This is a genomic window from Pseudoalteromonas sp. Isolate6, assembly GCF_022398435.1.
GTDB lineage: Bacteria > Pseudomonadota > Gammaproteobacteria > Enterobacterales > Alteromonadaceae > Pseudoalteromonas > Pseudoalteromonas galatheae.
On sequence record NZ_JAKEVK010000089.1, the window covers coordinates 1 to 17,049 of the forward strand.

Here is a 17,049-nt window from a genome sequence, read left to right on the forward strand (position 1 = left end):
GGTCTTTCCTTACTTTCCATATTCGATTGATTTTTGGTAAAATTGCCAGCTTTAAAGCAGGGCTCGAGCAATACTGGCATCTATGACCATCATCGCACTTGGTATCAATCACAAAACCGCGTCTGTAGAATTACGTGAAAAAGTGGCGTTTTCTCCAGAACAGCTTACAGAAGCATTGCACCAACTCCAACATTCTTCGCAGTTTAAAGAATCTGTGATTGTGTCGACCTGCAATCGAACCGAGATCTATTGTAGCCTTGAGTCTGCTGATCCCCAAGCACTACTCGGTTGGTTGTCAGATTTTCATAACATAGAGCAACGAGACTTAACAGAAAATGTCTATGTGCATATGAATCAGGATGCGGTGAACCATTTAATGCGAGTTGCCTGCGGTCTTGATTCATTGGTTTTAGGTGAGCCACAAATTCTTGGCCAAATTAAACAAGCTTTTAGTACAGCCAAACAGCACCATGCAATTCAGCCAACATTTGAACGCTTATTCCAAAAAACTTTTTCGGTGGCGAAGCAAGTGCGTACCGAAACTGATATTGGTGCAAGTGCTGTCTCAGTGGCGTATGCCGCTGTTAATTTGGCAAAGCATATTTACGGTCAATTGGATAAAACTCAGGTGTTACTTATCGGTGCTGGTGAGACAATTGAGTTAGTCGCTAAGCACTTATCACAGCACAATCCAAAGTCAATCACCGTAGCTAACCGCACAATTGAGCGTGCACAAAACCTAGCAACAGAAGTTGGCGGTAGTGTTATTTCTCTGGCGCAGTTGCCTGATGCGCTGCCAAGCGCAGACATTGTTATCAGTTCTACTGCGAGCACCTTGCCAATAATAGGTAAGGGAGTAGTCGAACAAGCGCTTAAAAAGCGTCGTCATAAGCCAATGTTATTTATCGATATTGCGGTGCCTCGCGATATCGAAAGCCAAGTGTCAGAGTTGGATGCCGCTTATCTTTATTCAGTCGATGACCTTCAGGCAATAGTCAATGAAAACTTGGCCAGCCGTGAACAAGCGGCCATCGAAGCGCAGCAAATCATTGATACACGCACGCAAGAGTTTTCCGAGTGGCAACGTTCGCTGCATTCAGTGGATGTCATTAGGCAGTATCGACAAAGCGCGCAAGAAATTAAAAATGAGCTCGTGGACAAAGCACTAAATCAGCTACAATCGGGCAAAGAAGCAGATAAAATTATTATTGAATTAGCAAATAAGCTGAGTAATCGACTAACACACGCTCCAACACGCGCCATTCAAGAGGCTGCGAAAGAGGGCGATATAGATAAGTTAGCGCAACTCAAGCAAACATTAGGTATTGAGCAGGAATAACGAGTAAATGAAAGAGTCTGTATATCGTAAGTTAGAAACCTTAGTAGAGCGCTATGAAGAAGTTCAAGCGATGCTAAGCTCGCCTGAGGTGATTAGCGATCAGAACCGCTTTCGCGCCTTGTCAAAAGAGTTTTCAGAATTAGAAGACGTAGTTAAAGCGTTTACAGCCTATCAACAGGCTCAGGAAGACGTTGCAACTGCTGAAGAAATGCTAAAAGACTCGGATCCTGACATGCGTGAAATGGCACAGGAAGAGTATAAAGAAGCAAAAGCTGCCATTGCTGCGCTTGAAGATGACCTTCAAGTATTGATGCTACCAAAAGATCCAAAAGATGATAACAATGTATTCTTGGAAGTGCGCGCGGGAACGGGCGGTGATGAGGCGGCGATTTTCGCTGGTGATTTATTCCGCATGTATAGCCGTTACGCAGAAACGCAAAAGTGGCGCGTTGAAATCGTGAGCGCTAACGAAGGCGAGCACGGTGGCTACAAAGAAGTGATCGCTAACATAAGCGGCGATGGAGTTTATGGCAAACTTAAGTTTGAGTCCGGTGCTCACCGTGTGCAACGAGTTCCTGAAACCGAATCTCAAGGCCGTGTTCATACCTCTGCGTGTACGGTTGCCGTGATGGCAGAGATCCCAGAGGCAGAAGCCATTGAAATTAATCCATCGGATCTAAAAGTGGATACTTTCCGTGCGTCAGGTGCCGGTGGTCAGCACGTCAATAAAACCGATTCTGCTATTCGTATCACTCACTTGCCGACAGGCGTTGTGGTTGAGTGTCAGGACGAACGTTCACAACATAAAAATAGGGCGAAAGCGCTGTCTGTACTAAGTGCGCGTTTACAGCAAGCTGAAGATGAAAAACGTGCGGCAGCAGAAGCTTCTGAACGTCGTAATCTAGTAGGTAGCGGTGACCGCTCTGAGCGTATTCGTACTTACAACTTCCCGCAGGGCCGTATAACCGATCACCGTATCAACCTGACACTTTATCGCCTTAATGAAGTGATCTCTGGTGAGTTGGGTGCTGTTATCGACCCGCTGGTTATTGAATATCAGGCTGATCTGCTAGCAGCAATGAGCGAAAGCGATTAATGTCAACATTTAACATTGCCCAAGCCGTTACTTGGGCAACCTCTGAGCTGCTACCACATTCCGAGTCAGCAAAGCTCGATAGCGAAGTGTTATTGCTCCATGTTATCGATAAAAACCGCACTTATCTCTTTACTTGGCCCGAAGCGGAGCTTTCTGCAATAGAGCAGCAGCGATTCGAAGAATGTATCGCACGGCGTGTTTCGGGAGAGCCCGTGGCACACATTACAGGTCAAAGGGAGTTCTGGAGTCTGCCTTTAAAAGTCAACAACAGTACGCTTATCCCAAGGCCAGATACTGAAACTCTGGTCGAGCATGTTTTAACACTCAATATGCCAAATGACGCTCAGGTGCTAGACTTAGGCACAGGTACAGGTGCGATTGCTCTGGCGTTGGCGAGTGAATATCCCGCTTGGCAGATCACTGCGCTAGATACTTCAGCAGACGCCGTGGCGCTTGCGAAGTCTAACCAAACTCAGTTGGGCTTCGATAACGTGTCGATTTTGCAAAGTGATTGGTTTAGCGCAATTGCAGAGCAAAAGTTTGATTTGATTGTGAGTAATCCACCCTATATTGATAGAGCCGATCATCACTTGTCAGAAGGTGATGTGAGATTTGAGCCGCTCAGCGCGCTGGTTGCGGATGACAATGGCTATGCTGATATTTTTCATATCATCAGGACGGCCAAGCTACACCTGAACTCGGGGGGATATTTGCTACTTGAACATGGCTTTGAGCAAGCAGGTAAGATCCAACAGTTTTTTGCAGAAATGGCGTATATTAATATACTTACAATAAAAGATATGGCAGGGTGTGATAGAGTGACTTTGGCAGTGTTACCGTAAAGTTACGAACTCACACGAAAGTTAGGCGCTTCAATAGGATCCGCAATATGGATGATTTTTTGTTTTCAGACGAACCCGCTGACGTAGTTGAACCTGAAAAAGTAGGCACTTGGAAGGTCATTATTGTCGATGATGAGCCCGAAGTGCATGCAGTGACAAAATTGGCACTGAGTGACTTTGAGTTTCAAAAGAAGCGTCTGGAATTTATTAGCGCTTATTCCGGTGAAGAGGCAAAGAAAATCGTTGATGCCAATCCCGATGCTGCGGTGGTGTTGCTGGATGTGGTTATGGAAACCGACGATGCGGGTTTGCAGGTCGCAAAATACATTCGTGAAACTGCCAAAAACAACCATATCCGTATTATTTTGAGGACCGGCCAGCCAGGTCAAGCACCAGAGCGTCAAGTTATCGTTAACTATGATATCAATGACTATAAGTCGAAAACAGAACTCACCGCGCAAAAACTCTTTACTGTGGTGATGTCGAGTTTGCGTTCATATCGTGACATTCTTGCCATAGACCAATCAAGACAAGGGCTTGAGAAAATCATTAAAGCCTCTCGTGATATTTTCGCAACTCACTCCATTGAGAGCTTTATTGAGGGCGTGCTACAGCAACTTACTTCGCTGATAGGCACGGTCGACCAAGCTATGTATGCCACATCACTTGCAGCGGGTAAAGAAGCTGGTCAAACGAACGATCAACTGGTTGTATTTGCAGGGCGTGGAGAGTTTGAAAGTAGCGAGGGTAAGCCAATTTCGGAAGTGCTCAGCAGCGATCAAATGGATGCTTGCTTAAAAGCACTACAAGATAAAGACATTGTATACAAAGACAATTATCTATTTGCGTATTGCTCCAGTGACTACAATCACGCCTCAATGCTGTTTGTGTCTGGGATCCCTGAGTTCTTAACAGAAACCCAGCGTCATTTAATTGATATTTTTGCCCAGAATATGCAGCTTGCTTACGAAAATGTACAGCTACAAGCCGAAATTGAAGATACCCAGCAAGAGTTGGTGATCCGTTTAAGTGAAGCACTTGAACTTCATTCAACCAATACTGGCAATCATGTGAAGCGGGTGGCATATCTTTGTCATACGCTTGCCAAAGAAATGGGGCTTTCTGATAAAGAGGCTGAGCTGGTGAAAATGGCTTCACCACTGCACGATGTGGGTAAAGTTGGTATTCCCGACACGATTTTAAATAAGCCTAGCAAGCTGGATGATGAAGAATGGAAAGTCATGCAAACTCATACAGACAAAGGCTTTGACTTATTAAAAGACTCTCGTCGTGAGATTGTCAGTGCGGGCGCGTTAATCGCTCGAGACCACCATGAGAAATGGGATGGTAGCGGTTATCCTAAAGGCAAAAAAGGCGATGAAATACACCTTTATGGTCGTATAGTGGCACTAGCCGATGTTTATGACGCCTTACGCCATAAACGTTGCTACAAAGAGGCATGGAGCCAAGAAGATGCGCAAAAAGAGATTACTGCGCAAAAGGGAAAACACTTTGACCCTAAACTCGTAGATGTATTCAACCGTTGTATTAATGAGTTAGAATTGATCCTACAACGTTTCCCTGATTAGAGAATGATATGGATTACATGGCGTTAAAACATACGCACTTATTATTTGTGGTATTGAGTATTGTACTATTTTACACTCGCGCGTTTTCGCGTTTGGGCTCTGGTAAGTTAGCAACAAACAAAGGTGTGTTTATTACCAGCCACAGTGTAGACACTTTATTGCTAGTTACGGCTGTTATTTTGGCGGTAACGGCGGGGCTGAATCCTGCACAACAACCTTGGCTGCTACAAAAAATCGTTTTAGTGTTTGGTTATATTGCGCTGGGTTTTGTAATTGCAAAAGCAAGTGTTAAAAAGACCAAATACTTGGCGCTAGGCGCTGCAACATTAGTACTAATGGCCATCGCGCATCTCGCCGTAAGCAAACAAGGCTTCTTTGCTTAAGCATTTCAATTGGCGCTTGGCTTATCACCGAGCGCTTCTATATCTCCATAATAAGTAAACATTTTTACTATTTCAGTGAACGATAGATTGGTATTACTAAATTTCCCCCCTTGGGAATATGACAAAAAGTGGTAAACTAGTCGTTCTAAATGAAAGCAATTCAAGAGAAACCGAATTTTATGAAGAATGATATCTGGTTAGATGAGAATGACTTATCTCTCGATGACAATTCAGATGCATTTTCCTATCCGCCATTGATCCGCTGTATCAAGGCTGAGCAAAGTTGGGATGCACAAGCTGATACCAATGAAACTTTGTGTCAGTTAGCAGAGCTTGAATTTGCCGTGGATGAAATTCGCCATAAGCACGCAAGCAAACATAAATGTTTAGATGAAATCTTGGACGCTTTTTATACCCTGTGGCTATTCAGTGGTAGCAGTCAAAAGGTACCAGAATACAAGCTCAACAGTGTTTGCTACGCTCTTTCTATGCGCAGTGGTACTAATACTGCATTGGGTCTTATTTTAGTGCACCTGCTTGAACGAGCGAAGTTAGAGGCAAGCCTTGCTCTAAGTCAAGGGGAGATTATCGTGCATGTCGCATTTAGCGAAGAAGAGGGTTATGTCATTGAGCCAAGCTCAGGTCATCAGAGCTGGTACATAATTCCAGAAAACGAAAACAACCAAGACAAAGAGCAAGAAAAAGACCAAGAGCCGATGGAGCTTATTTTTAACGAAGAGTCGTTGAAGCTTTATTTGTCTCAGCAAAAGTGGGCGTTTATTGCGGCAGAAAAGTTTGGTCATGCGTTAAGTTGCGTCGAGCAATTGATGGATATCTTAGGCGATGATCCTTATGAGCGTCGTGATAGAGGCTATCTACTCAACCAGTTAAATTGTCCGAAGATGGCAAAAGACGACTTACAGTTTTTCGTTGATGAATGTCCGGACGACCCAACCATTGAAGTGATCCAGCATCAGATCAAAGAGTTGGCTGATCATAATAATATTTTGCATTAAACATAGTTATATAAAAAATAATAACAGCGAGGATTTATGGAGCAAAGCGCTGCGCTCGTTACCAATAACGCGGTAATTATGGGCCTTTTGGCCGTTATACTGGGATTTGTTTTTTACACATCAAGTCAAAAAAGCGGAGTTTGGGCTAAGTTTTACAAGTACGTGCCAGCGCTGTTGATGTGTTATTTCTTACCATCTCTATTAAATACCTTTGGTATCGTTGATGGCAACAATAATGATGTTTACACGGTAGCAAAATATTATCTATTACCCGCTTGTTTGGTGTTATTGACACTAAGTATTGACCTAAAATCGATAGCGGCTTTGGGTAAAAAGGCAATTATCATGTTCCTGACAGGAACGGTGGGTGTGGTGATTGGTGGCCCAATTGCGCTTTTACTTACTGCTACCTTTATGCCTGAGCTACTTGGTGTAACTGGCCCAGAAGCCGTATGGCGTGGCATGGCCGCGCTTGCAGGAAGCTGGATTGGTGGTGGTGCCAATATGGTCGCGATGAAAGAGATTTACGGCGCAGGCGGAGAAATCTTCACCATCATGGTAACGGTTGATATTGTTGTCGCAAACTTGTGGATGGCGTGTTTGCTCTACATGGCGGCGCGCAATAAAGAAATCGATGCGCGAACAGGGGCGGATACTTCTTCAATCAACCGCCTAATTGACAAAGTACAAGCATTTGAAGCCGAGCACGCAAGAAAACCCGAACTCAAAGACTTGATGATCCTAGTTGGTTTTGCTTTTGGTGCAACGGGGTTTGCGCATTTTGCTGCAGACTTACTGGTGCCATTTTTTAGTAGCAACTACCCAGAACTGAAGAAGTTCTCTCTTCATAGCAAACTGTTTTGGATCATTGTCCTCGTTACGACCATAGGTCTGGCACTTTCGTTTACCAAAGCACGTCAATATGAAGCGGTTGGCGCGTCAAAAATTGGCTCGAGCTTTTTATATATTTTAGTAGCAACCATTGGTCTACACATGGATATCACCAAAATTGTTGAGGCGCCTAAATACGTCGTTATTGGTGTTATTTGGATGGCCGTGCATGTTGGTTTGTTATTTATCGTTGCTAAATTAATTAAAGCACCTGTGTTTTATGTTGCCGTTGGCAGTAAAGCAAACATTGGTGGTGCGGCATCTGCGCCAGTGGTGGCTTCGGCGTTCCACCCGGCGCTTGCTCCGGTCGGTGTGTTACTGGCGGTGCTTGGTTATGCCCTTGGTACTTATATGGCTTGGTTATGCGGACAATTGCTTCGTGTGATAGGCAGCTAAAGGATAAAAAATGAATACAGATATTATTAACGTTGCGGGACGAGAAGTTGCAAACGATAAACCGTTCGTGCTGTTCGGTGGAATGAATGTGCTTGAGTCTCGTGACTTGGCAATGCAAATCGCGGAGCATTACGTTGAAGTGACGAGTAAACTTGGGATCCCATACGTATTTAAAGCGTCATTTGATAAAGCCAATCGCTCGTCAATCAATTCTTACCGTGGCCCTGGCATGGAAGAAGGCTTAAAGATTTTTGAAGAAATCAAAAAGACCTTTAATGTACCGGTGATCACCGATGTACATGAGCCATTCCAAGCAAAACCCGTTGCGGAAGTTGCTGATGTGATCCAGTTACCGGCGTTCCTTGCCCGTCAAACTGACTTAGTTGTCGCTATGGCAGAAACTGGTGCGGTGATTAACGTGAAAAAACCACAGTTTTTAGCGCCACATGAAATGCGCCATATCATTAAGAAGATCAATGAAGCGGGTAATGACAAAGTTATCCTCTGTGAACGCGGCAGTAGCTTTGGCTATAATAACCTGATCGTGGATATGTTGGGCATGGATGACATGAAGCGTATGGCTCCTGTTATTTTTGACGCGACACATGCGCTACAGCGTCCGGGTGGTCGTAGCGACTCTGCTGATGGCCGCCGTGCTCAGGCTGCTGAGCTTGCTCGTAGCGGTATGGCACTTGGGTTAGCTGGACTCTTTATTGAAGCGCATCCGAATCCAAATGAAGCTAAGTGTGATGGTCCTTGTGCATTGCCATTGGCTAAACTTGAAGGCTATCTACAACAGATGAAAGCGGTAGATGAGCTAGTTAAGAGTTTTGCGCCACTGGACACCAGCGCAGCTGATTTATAATCTATACCCAAGCGACCTCATAATTAGATGTTGTTTGGGGATTTTACTTGCCCGCGGTTAGCGGGTTTTTTATAGGCATGAATGAATGTCACGACGAGTTCCACCATTAAATGCATTAAAAGCCTTTGAGGCGGCGGCACGACACCTGAGCTTTACCAAAGCAGCAGAGGAGTTATACGTCACTCAAGCTGCGGTTAGTCATCAAATTAAAATCTTAGAAGAACATCTAGGTTTAAAGCTGTTTTTGCGCAAAAATCGCTCCTTACTATTAACTGAGGAGGGGCAGGGCTATTACCTCGATATTAAAGATATTTTTTCACAATTAATCGATGCGACTGAAAAGCTCCTAGCGCGAGGCGCAAAAGGGTCGTTAACGGTGAGTTTGACGCCGAGCTTTGCAATTCAATGGTTGGTACCAAGGCTGAGTAACTTTAACGAGTTGCACCCTGAAATCGACGTACGGATCAAAGCCCAAGATCACGACGACAACTCGTTAACGGACGACGTTGATGTCGCGATTTACTACGGTCGTGGTAACTGGAATGGGGTGCAAACCCATAAGCTACATACCGAGTACTTCGTGCCATTGTGTAGCCCGTTTTTGTTAACTGGCCCCAAACCGCTTAATCAGCCAAGCGATTTGGCCCAGCATACTTTGCTTCATGACACCACGCGTCGTGCTTGGAAAGCATGGATGAAAACCGCTGGGGTCAGAAATGTGGCAGTAAATACCGGGCCTATCTTCAGTCACTCTTCTATGGTGTTACAGGCAGCAATTCACGGCCAAGGCGTGGCGCTGGGCAATAGCGTACTGGCAAGACCGGATATAGATGCAGGGCGACTGGTTATTCCATTTAGTCACCACCTCGAAAGTAAAAATGCCTATTACTTGGTATTTAGAGAGTCACAGTCAGAGCTGGGTAAAATAGTTTCATTCAAAGAATGGATGCTTGATATGGTAGAACACGAACAAGAGTTAAATAGTTTATGAGCGCAGTAAATATCGAATGGCACTATGCTGAAAACCCAGTTGCACAGTTTATTTTTGCCCATGGTGCAGGTGCAGGAAGCGATAGTGATTTTATGCAAGAAATGGCTAAATTGCTTGTTTCTAAGGGCGTTCAAGTTGGGCTCTTTGATTTTGAATATATGCAGCAAGCCAAACAAGAAGGGAAAAAACGCCCACCTGAGCGTGCTCCTAAGCTACTCGCGTATTTTCAACAAGTACTGGCAGCAGTAGAACCAAGTCTACCGCTTTTTATTGGTGGTAAATCAATGGGCGGGCGTATGGCATCTATGCTGGCCTGTGAAACCACTGTAAAGGTGGAAGGAGTACTTGCGTTTGGCTATCCATTCCATCCGCCTGGTAAGCCGGAAAAGCTCAGAGTGGATCATTTTCCTGAGTTGAAATGCCCGCTGCTCATTTTACAAGGCGAACGCGATACCTTTGGCAATCGCACAGAGGTTGATGCCATGTGCTTTCCCGAACAAGTTATGGTGAAGTGGCTCAAAGATGGTGACCATTCACTCAAACCACGTAAGGTGAGTGGTGTAAGCGAGTCAGATAGCCGCGCGAATGCCGCCGCGATAGCGGCGAATTTTATTAAGGAGCTCTGTCATGGCTAAGCTCTACTTGATTATTGGCAGCGTGTTTTGTTTATTGTCTGTGGCACTCGGCGCGTTTGCCGCTCACGGTCTCAAAGGACGTTTGAGCGACTATGCCATTGGTATTTTTAATACGGCTGCACAGTACCAAATGACTCACGGCCTTGCCATTATTGCCACCGCGTTTTTAATCAAATGGGGCCTCAAGGTGCAAATTGCTGGTGGTTTCTTTATTGCTGGTGTACTGCTATTTAGTGGTAGTCTGTACTTACTAGCTTTAACGGGCATGAAATGGCTAGGGCCAATCACCCCAATCGGTGGTACCTGTTTTTTAATTGCTTGGATTTTATTGATAGTTCAAGCTGCTAAATCTTCCTTTTAATCTAGAGAATCTAATGTCGAGTATCGTTATCTATTGTCGCGGTGGTTTTGAAAGTGACGCCGCAGCCGAAATTAATCATTATGCTGCAAAGCATGGAATTGCTGGCTACGTAAAGGCTAAGCCGAATACTGCTTTTGTAACATTTGAGTGCTTTTCGCCAAATGATGCTGAGACCTTAGCGAAGAAAATCGACTTTAAGAAACTGGTGTTTGCAAGGCAGTGGTTTGTTGGCACTTTACATACCCATATGCCGATTGAAGACAGGGTGAGCGTGATAAAAGCGGCTGTGGAAGGCTTTCCTTTGTGTGGTGAGCTGCGCGTTGAAACGCCAGATACTAATGAAGGAAAAGAACTTTCTAAATTCTGTAAAAAGTTTTCAACCCCATTGTCTAAGGCACTCGAGAAGCAAAACAAGCTGACTCGTGAGGTAAAACCTGCCAAGCCTGTATTACATGTATTGTTTCTTGCCAATAATACCGCTTATGTTGGTTATTCGTTTAGTGATAACAATTCGCCATTTTTTATGGGGATCCCGCGTCTGAGAATGCCGTCGGACGCACCAAGTCGCTCGACGCTAAAATTAGACGAGGCATTCCATGTCTTTGTGCCTAAAGACCAGCAAGAGACACGTGTACGTGCGGGGATGCGAGCCGTTGATTTAGGTGCTTGTCCTGGCGGTTGGACATACCAGCTGGTACGCCGTGGCATGTTTGTCGCCTCAATCGATAATGGCCCGATGAATGACGACCTGATGGAAACGGGACAAGTGAAGCACTATCGTGAAGATGGATTCAAATACCGCCCAGAAAAACGCAATATTGATTGGCTAGTGTGTGATATGGTCGAAAAGCCAACGCGTGTTGCTGATTTAATGGTGGACTGGGTGGTGAATGCGTTTGCTCGAGAGCTGATCTTTAACTTAAAGCTACCGATGAAAAAACGCTTCGACAGTGTGTATGAATGTCTTACGCTTATCCATGAAGAGCTGCAAAAGTACAATGTAGATTATGAGATCCAAGCAAAGCACCTATATCATGACCGTGAGGAAGTCACGGTACATATTAATGTGCTTAAAGTGCCGCAAAATTTGTACAGCTGATTTGTAGGAGCGATTTCACATCGCGATATTTTTCATCAAGCCCGCCGCGTAAAGCGGCTCCCACACGGGTGTTAGCTTAGTTGTAGGAGCGATTTCACATCGCAATTTTTCATCAAGCTCGCCCCATAAAGCGACTCCTACACAGGGGTTAGCTCAGTTGTAGGAGCGATTTTACATCGCGATCTTTTTCATCAAGCTCGCCGCGTAAAGCGGCTCCCACACGGGGGAGCTTAGTTGTATGAGCGATTTCACATTGCGATCTTTTTCATCAAGCTCGCCGCATAAAGCGGCTCCTACACTGGGGGGAGCTTTTTGTAGGAGCGGTTTCACATCGCGATTTTTTCATCAAGCTCGCCGCATAAAGCGGCTCCCACACAGGGGTTAGCTTAGTTGTAGGAGCGGTTTCACATCGCGATCTTTTTTATCAAGCTCGCCGTATAAAGTGGCTCCCACACAGATGTTCGCTTATTTATAGGAGCGGTTTCACATCGCGATATTTTTTATCAAGCTCGCCGCGTAAAGGGTACCTACACAGTGGCTAGCTCAGTTGTAGGAGCGATTTCACATCGCGATCTTTTTGTTTTAATCAATCTGTCTTAATAACTCGTTACACGGTTGATTTCTGTAAGCGATGTCACCCCTGCGGCGGCTTTTTTCAGGCCAGACTTACGTAGGTTATCAAAACCTAACTGCTCCGCTTTTTCGGCAATCTCAAGAGAATTACCCCCTTCCATGATCAGATGCGAAAGCTCCGGCGTGATTTTTACCACTTCATAAATACCCACACGGCCTTTGTAACCATCGGTGCAGTGTTCACAGCCTTTAGGCGCGAAAAGGGTAATCTCTTTAATTTGCTCGGCAGTAAAGCCTTGCCCTAACAAGGCTTCTTCCGGCAGCGTTTCGGGTGTTTTACACTTAGGGCAAAGGCGTCTTGCGAGACGCTGGGCGATAATCAGACTCACCGAGCTTGCTACGTTGTATGCCGGCACGCCCATGTTTAATAGGCGGGTGAGCGTTTCAGGCGCAGAGTTGGTGTGCAGCGTACTCAATACTAAGTGACCAGTTTGGGCGGCTTTTATTGAGATCTCAGCGGTTTCAAGGTCACGGATCTCACCAACCATCACTACATCCGGATCCTGACGCAAAAATGCTCTCAAGGCATTTGCGAAAGTCATATCCGCTTTGGTATTGATTTGTACTTGGTTAATACCCTCAAGGTTTATTTCTACAGGGTCTTCCGCGGTGCTGATATTGCGCTCTGGCTGATTAAGAATATTCAAGCCAGTGTAAAGTGACACGGTTTTACCAGAGCCCGTTGGGCCGGTTACCAAAATCATGCCTTGAGGCTGCTCTAGTGCGTCGAGGTAAAGTTGCTTTTGCTCAGGCTCATAACCTAGCACGTCAATGCCGAGCATGGCACTGGACGAATCTAGAATACGCATTACGATTTTCTCGCCCCACATGGTAGGCAGTGTACTCACACGGAAATCGATACTTTTGCGTTCGGAAATTTTTAGTTTAATGCGACCATCTTGTGGTTTACGTTTTTCCGCTATGTCTAAGTGCGCCATCACTTTAATACGGGCGGCGAGGCGCGTCGCGAGTGTGTTTGGTGGGCTTGCCATTTCATGCAATAGGCCGTCGATACGAAAGCGCACGCGGTATTTTTTTTCGTAAGGCTCAAAGTGCAGATCCGACGCACCTTTTTTTATCGCATCCATTAAAATTTTATTGATATAAACGATGATTGGCGCATCGTCTTTATCTTCGTTGGTGGTTTGCTGTTTAGGCTCGTCATCGACTTCTAAATCGGCAAATTCTTTAAACTCCTCTTCAGAAATCGAGAGGCCGCCCGTTGCATCAAACAGCTGATCAATCTTTGCTTCGAGTTTTTTGTAGTCGGCTACCAGTACTTCACACTGTAATCCAGTACTAAACTCAAAATTTTCAAATGCGCCAAAATCAGTCGGATCGGAAGCCGCTACGTAGAGTTTTCTACCTTTTTGTACCAGTGGTAAAATATGGTGCTTACGGATCAGCTTTTCTTTGACTAGCGCCGGCGGAATTTCACTAACGTTAAAGTGATCAAGATTAAAAAATGGCACCTTGAATAAGTCTAGGCATTCTTCAGCTAGCTCTTTGGAGCTCATTCCTGAACTTAAGCAAATCAACTCGGCAGTGGTGTTTGCTTCTGACTGGCGAGACTTTATTTGCTCAGCAGTGACTCGCCCTAGGGTAATAAATTTACGCAGTAGCGGGGAATGATGTTCCATAGTACCTCTTTGCCTTCACATTGAATGCATATTCAATATTTATCATTAAGTTGGAAAAATGCCAAGTTTTCACAATGAGTGTAGATTAAGTTTTACAGCCAAGTCTAGCCTAATTATTTAGACTTATTTTCACTTGTGCTAGTTTAAGAAATTCGTTGTGTAACCTATCTACCTGTTGCAGGCTTTCAAGTAGTGGCCGGTCGTTGTCTAGTATGTAATCCGCCTTTGCTTGTTTTTCTGAGCGCGGTAACTGCGACTCGATAATACGGCTTACTTGCGCGGCATCTACCGAATCTCGGCTGGTTGTTCTCGCGATTTGCGTATCAACAGCGACATCGACAAGTAAAGTGGCATCGCAATAGCGCTCTAAGCCATTTTCGAACAGCAAAGGCGCCGCTAAAACCACGTAATCGCTTTGTGCTGAGTTTAACTGCGCGAGTATTTCGTTACGGATTAACGGGTGAAGTAGGTCATTAAGCCACTGTTTTTTAGCTGCATCAGCAAAAATAATGGCTCTTAACTTGGCCCTGTCTAAATTGCCGTCAGGCTGTAAAATGGCACTGCCAAACTCATCAGCAATCGCTTGCAGCCCAGTGCTGCCTAGCGCGACTACTTCTCGTGCAACGATATCTGCGTCAACAACCACTACCCCTTTTTGCTGTAAGTGATTAGTGATCGCCGTTTTACCCGCTCCAATACCGCCAGTTACTCCTAAAATCCAATTCTTCGTTTTTAGCATTGTCTTACTTTACGTTATTAGGTTTACGTACCACAGCTGCAGCTGCTCGCCATACATTAGGGTGATCCAGCCTGCAATGGCTAAGTAAGGACCAAACGGAATAGGTGTAGCTTTATCTCGGCCTTGAACACTTAATTGGATGCTACCAATAATTGAGCCGACTAGGCTTGAAAGTAGCACTATAGTTAGAATTGCTTCCCAGCCCATCAATGCACCAAATATAGCTAACAGTTTAAAGTCGCCATAGCCCATGCCTTCTTTACCTGTGAGTAATTTAAAGAGCCAATACACACTCCATAAACTTAAATATCCAACTGCTGCACCAATAATGGCGCTATTGGGTTCGATGCCAACACCAAAACAACTGGCAACCAGTACTAACCATAAAGTTGGTAGTGTTAACTGATCGGGCAGCAACATTTCGTCGATATCAATGACGGTAAGTGCGACTAACACCCAAGTAATCAAAATGTACAGAGTGGCTTCTAAAGTGGCACCAAAATGCCACGCAACCCATGTGGAGAGTAGGGCGGTTGTTAGCTCTACCAAAGGATAGCGTACAGAGATTGACGCATCGCAGTGGTTGCATCTGCCTTTTAATAATAGCCAGCTGATCAGGGGAATGTTTTGCCACGCTTTAATTGGTGTTTTGCAGCTGGGGCATTGAGAATTTGGTTTTACCAGATTAAACACTGGGGCTTCAGTGGTTTGTTTGGGTAGCTCATCAGCGAGCAACACGCGACATTCTGATTGCCAGCTCTGCTTCATCATTTTTGGTAAGCGAAGAATAACCACATTGAGAAAGCTGCCGATGCAAAGGCTAACGAGTCCGACCGTGAGTAACCAATACCATAACTGGGTTTGCATCAAGTTGATAATATCTTGCATAGGTTGTGCGCTTGCTTATATTTTTTGTTTAAATTTTCGAGGCATGCTCGGTATCGGTTTTTGCAGTTTACCACACAGCACTATTGAGAGGCACAACACTGCACCTCTAAATGGTGTAATTTTGTGAACAAAATTAAATAACAGAGCCTAGTTGGAATATCGGTAAATACATGGCAATGATAAGACCACCGATCAGCACGCCGAGTACCACCATAATGAGTGGTTCTAATAGGCTAGAAAGACCATCCACCGCATCATCGACTTCTTGTTCGTAGATGTTAGCAACCTTTGCTAACATACCATCTAAAGAGCCTGATTCTTCACCAATAGACACCATTTGCACCACCATATCAGGGAAGACTTTGGTGTTATGCATCGCCCAGTGCATTTGGTTACCCGAGTTAACCTCTGCTTTAATTTCAGTAATTGCATTTTTGTAAATAATATTACCAGAAGCACCTGCAGCAGAATCGAGCGCATCACCAAGCGGTACACCTGCTGCAAAGGTAGTCGAAAGCGTACGAGCATAACGCGCCACGGCTGCCTTTTTAAGGATATCGCCGATAACAGGCAAACGTAAAATCATACGGTCGTTAAAATGCTTTACCGCAGGACTACGAATAAGCATTTCTTTATAGGTATAACCAAATAGGCCAATACCGAGTATAAATACCCACCAATATTCCTGCATAAATTCTGAAATCGCGATAACCATTAGCGTAAAGGCGGGGAGCTCTGCCCCAAAACCGGCAAAAATATCTTGAAATTGAGGTACAACAAATATCAAAAGGATAGTGGTTACTATTAGTGCGACGACAATTACCGCAATAGGGTAGAAAAGCGCCTTTTTGATTTTGGACTTTAGTGCTTCTGTTTTTTCTTTATAAAGTGCTATGCGGTCAAATATGGTATCTAGTGCACCAGACTGTTCCCCTGAATGGACAAGGTCACAATAAAGCTCATCAAAATATCTTGGGTAGGCTCTTAAAGATTTCGCGAGAGGTTGGCCTGCTTTTACTTCATCAGCTATATGGGCAATTAGCTTAGATAAGCTTTTATTTTTGATGCCACGAGCAAGCATATCTAATGTTTGTACTAAAGAAACACCAGCCATTAGCATAGTGGCTATTTGGCGTGTAGTTGTTGCAATATCGGCTGAGGTAATTTTCTGTTTACCCGCCGATAGTCCAAATAAAGGCTTTGGTTTACGCTTTACTTTTGATGGGGTAATGCCCTGCTTTCTAAGTTGAGCCTTAACCAAAGCAACGCTCTGCCCAGTCATTTCACCTTCAAGCTTTTTGCCGCGGTTATTTACACCTGACCATAAAAAGGTATCAATGCTTTGGTTGTTTTTTATATTCATTTATAGTCTCTTATGATTCTCTGCAAAACTCAGTAGATACCTGCCCATTGAGCCAAAAGTTGGGCCCAGATATAAAAGGAGATTGGCATTGGTAACTGGTATAAGCCAAGATAGAGTATATTGCAAATAATATTAAAATCAATGCTGTAAAAACCTTATTTTCTTGCTTTCCAATGGGATGTGACTTGGGTGGGACGGCTGTTAAGTAAAGTCCAATTAAAATAGATACGAATAGTTGTGGAATAGGCATTGCCAATATGCCACTAACTAACGAGTACAAGAA

The 17,049-nt window shown here is 44.5% G+C and carries 16 protein-coding genes and 1 pseudogene; 12 read left to right on the forward strand and 5 right to left on the reverse strand.

Annotation, left to right across the window (positions count from 1 at the left end; genetic code table 11):
* Nucleotides 1-82 precede the first annotated feature (82 nt).
* From hemA to rlmM, 12 genes are all read left to right on the forward strand, one after another.
* Nucleotides 83-1,339: a glutamyl-tRNA reductase gene (hemA, locus tag L1D50_RS13150; protein WP_128725969.1), complete on the forward strand. Its 1,257-nt coding sequence runs from the start codon at nucleotides 83-85 to the stop codon at nucleotides 1,337-1,339.
* A 7-nt stretch (nucleotides 1,340-1,346) separates the two neighbouring features.
* Nucleotides 1,347-2,435 carry a peptide chain release factor 1 gene (gene prfA / locus L1D50_RS13155; RefSeq protein WP_128725968.1) on the forward strand — a complete coding sequence of 363 codons (1,089 nt, stop codon included), beginning with the start codon at nucleotides 1,347-1,349 and terminating at the stop codon, nucleotides 2,433-2,435.
* The gene (gene prmC / locus L1D50_RS13160; RefSeq protein ID WP_239966189.1) at nucleotides 2,435-3,277 is read left to right on the forward strand and encodes a peptide chain release factor N(5)-glutamine methyltransferase; all 843 of its coding nucleotides are present in this window, start codon (nucleotides 2,435-2,437) and stop codon (nucleotides 3,275-3,277) included. The genes prfA and prmC overlap by 1 nt, the downstream gene beginning before the upstream one ends.
* Before the next feature lie 47 nt (nucleotides 3,278-3,324).
* Nucleotides 3,325-4,866, forward strand: coding sequence for a response regulator (locus L1D50_RS13165; protein ID WP_128725966.1), 1,542 nt, complete (start codon nucleotides 3,325-3,327; stop codon nucleotides 4,864-4,866).
* 8 nt (nucleotides 4,867-4,874) lie between these two features.
* Nucleotides 4,875-5,249, forward strand: coding sequence for a SirB2 family protein (locus L1D50_RS13170; protein WP_029215915.1), 375 nt, complete (start codon nucleotides 4,875-4,877; stop codon nucleotides 5,247-5,249).
* Between the two features lie 149 nt (nucleotides 5,250-5,398).
* Nucleotides 5,399-6,265, forward strand: a complete 867-nt coding sequence (locus L1D50_RS13175) for a tetratricopeptide repeat protein (protein ID WP_128725965.1) — start codon at nucleotides 5,399-5,401, stop codon at nucleotides 6,263-6,265.
* A gap of 36 nt (nucleotides 6,266-6,301) precedes the next feature.
* Entirely contained in the window at nucleotides 6,302-7,552 is a 1,251-nt protein-coding gene (locus L1D50_RS13180; RefSeq protein WP_102056259.1) for a DUF819 family protein, read from the forward strand.
* A gap of 10 nt (nucleotides 7,553-7,562) precedes the next feature.
* Nucleotides 7,563-8,417 carry a 3-deoxy-8-phosphooctulonate synthase gene (gene kdsA / locus L1D50_RS13185; protein WP_010370475.1) on the forward strand — a complete coding sequence of 285 codons (855 nt, stop codon included), beginning with the start codon at nucleotides 7,563-7,565 and terminating at the stop codon, nucleotides 8,415-8,417.
* Between the two features lie 85 nt (nucleotides 8,418-8,502).
* Complete coding sequence (locus L1D50_RS13190; protein WP_128725963.1) at nucleotides 8,503-9,408, forward strand: transcriptional regulator GcvA; 906 nt, start codon at nucleotides 8,503-8,505, stop codon at nucleotides 9,406-9,408.
* On the forward strand, nucleotides 9,405-10,043 hold the full coding sequence (locus L1D50_RS13195; RefSeq protein ID WP_239966190.1) for an alpha/beta family hydrolase: 639 nt from the start codon (nucleotides 9,405-9,407) through the stop codon (nucleotides 10,041-10,043). Before L1D50_RS13190 ends, L1D50_RS13195 begins: the two co-directional genes overlap by 4 nt.
* Nucleotides 10,036-10,404 carry a DUF423 domain-containing protein gene (locus tag L1D50_RS13200; RefSeq protein WP_128725961.1) on the forward strand — a complete coding sequence of 123 codons (369 nt, stop codon included), beginning with the start codon at nucleotides 10,036-10,038 and terminating at the stop codon, nucleotides 10,402-10,404. The genes L1D50_RS13195 and L1D50_RS13200 overlap by 8 nt, the downstream gene beginning before the upstream one ends.
* A 13-nt stretch (nucleotides 10,405-10,417) precedes the next feature.
* Entirely contained in the window at nucleotides 10,418-11,503 is a 1,086-nt protein-coding gene (gene rlmM / locus L1D50_RS13205) for a 23S rRNA (cytidine(2498)-2'-O)-methyltransferase RlmM (protein ID WP_045961995.1), read from the forward strand.
* Between the two features lie 596 nt (nucleotides 11,504-12,099).
* Here the strand turns inward: rlmM and pilB are convergent.
* From pilB to L1D50_RS13230, 5 genes and pseudogenes are all read right to left on the reverse strand, one after another.
* Nucleotides 12,100-13,776, reverse strand: coding sequence for a type IV-A pilus assembly ATPase PilB (gene pilB, locus L1D50_RS13210; protein WP_128725960.1), 1,677 nt, complete (start codon nucleotides 13,774-13,776; stop codon nucleotides 12,100-12,102).
* 109 nt (nucleotides 13,777-13,885) lie between these two features.
* Nucleotides 13,886-14,515 (reverse strand): dephospho-CoA kinase, encoded by a 630-nt coding sequence (gene coaE, locus L1D50_RS13215; RefSeq protein WP_128725959.1) that lies wholly within the window; start codon nucleotides 14,513-14,515, stop codon nucleotides 13,886-13,888.
* A 9-nt stretch (nucleotides 14,516-14,524) separates the two neighbouring features.
* On the reverse strand, nucleotides 14,525-15,403 hold the full coding sequence (locus L1D50_RS13220) for an A24 family peptidase (RefSeq protein WP_239966191.1): 879 nt from the start codon (nucleotides 15,401-15,403) through the stop codon (nucleotides 14,525-14,527).
* A 133-nt stretch (nucleotides 15,404-15,536) separates the two neighbouring features.
* Nucleotides 15,537-16,766, reverse strand: coding sequence for a type II secretion system F family protein (locus L1D50_RS13225; protein WP_239966192.1), 1,230 nt, complete (start codon nucleotides 16,764-16,766; stop codon nucleotides 15,537-15,539).
* Between the two features lie 10 nt (nucleotides 16,767-16,776).
* Nucleotides 16,777-17,049 (reverse strand): annotated as a pseudogene (locus tag L1D50_RS13230) (hypothetical protein); the annotation flags it as partial.

Excerpts from the sequence above, each read along its gene's own strand:
- hemA (WP_128725969.1), top strand. The coding sequence starts at position 83 with ATGACCATCATCGCACTTGGTATCAATCACAAAACCGCGTCTGTAGAA.
- prfA (WP_128725968.1), top strand. The coding sequence starts at position 1,347 with ATGAAAGAGTCTGTATATCGTAAGTTAGAAACCTTAGTAGAGCGCTAT.
- prmC (WP_239966189.1), top strand. The coding sequence starts at position 2,435 with ATGTCAACATTTAACATTGCCCAAGCCGTTACTTGGGCAACCTCTGAG.
- L1D50_RS13165 (WP_128725966.1), top strand. The coding sequence starts at position 3,325 with ATGGATGATTTTTTGTTTTCAGACGAACCCGCTGACGTAGTTGAACCT.
- L1D50_RS13170 (WP_029215915.1), top strand. The coding sequence starts at position 4,875 with ATGGATTACATGGCGTTAAAACATACGCACTTATTATTTGTGGTATTG.
- L1D50_RS13175 (WP_128725965.1), top strand. The coding sequence starts at position 5,399 with ATGAAAGCAATTCAAGAGAAACCGAATTTTATGAAGAATGATATCTGG.
- L1D50_RS13180 (WP_102056259.1), top strand. The coding sequence starts at position 6,302 with ATGGAGCAAAGCGCTGCGCTCGTTACCAATAACGCGGTAATTATGGGC.
- kdsA (WP_010370475.1), top strand. The coding sequence starts at position 7,563 with ATGAATACAGATATTATTAACGTTGCGGGACGAGAAGTTGCAAACGAT.
- L1D50_RS13190 (WP_128725963.1), top strand. The coding sequence starts at position 8,503 with ATGTCACGACGAGTTCCACCATTAAATGCATTAAAAGCCTTTGAGGCG.
- L1D50_RS13195 (WP_239966190.1), top strand. The coding sequence starts at position 9,405 with ATGAGCGCAGTAAATATCGAATGGCACTATGCTGAAAACCCAGTTGCA.
- L1D50_RS13200 (WP_128725961.1), top strand. The coding sequence starts at position 10,036 with ATGGCTAAGCTCTACTTGATTATTGGCAGCGTGTTTTGTTTATTGTCT.
- rlmM (WP_045961995.1), top strand. The coding sequence starts at position 10,418 with ATGTCGAGTATCGTTATCTATTGTCGCGGTGGTTTTGAAAGTGACGCC.
- pilB (WP_128725960.1), bottom strand. The coding sequence starts at position 13,776 with ATGGAACATCATTCCCCGCTACTGCGTAAATTTATTACCCTAGGGCGA.
- coaE (WP_128725959.1), bottom strand. The coding sequence starts at position 14,515 with ATGCTAAAAACGAAGAATTGGATTTTAGGAGTAACTGGCGGTATTGGA.
- L1D50_RS13220 (WP_239966191.1), bottom strand. The coding sequence starts at position 15,403 with ATGCAAGATATTATCAACTTGATGCAAACCCAGTTATGGTATTGGTTA.
- L1D50_RS13225 (WP_239966192.1), bottom strand. The coding sequence starts at position 16,766 with ATGAATATAAAAAACAACCAAAGCATTGATACCTTTTTATGGTCAGGT.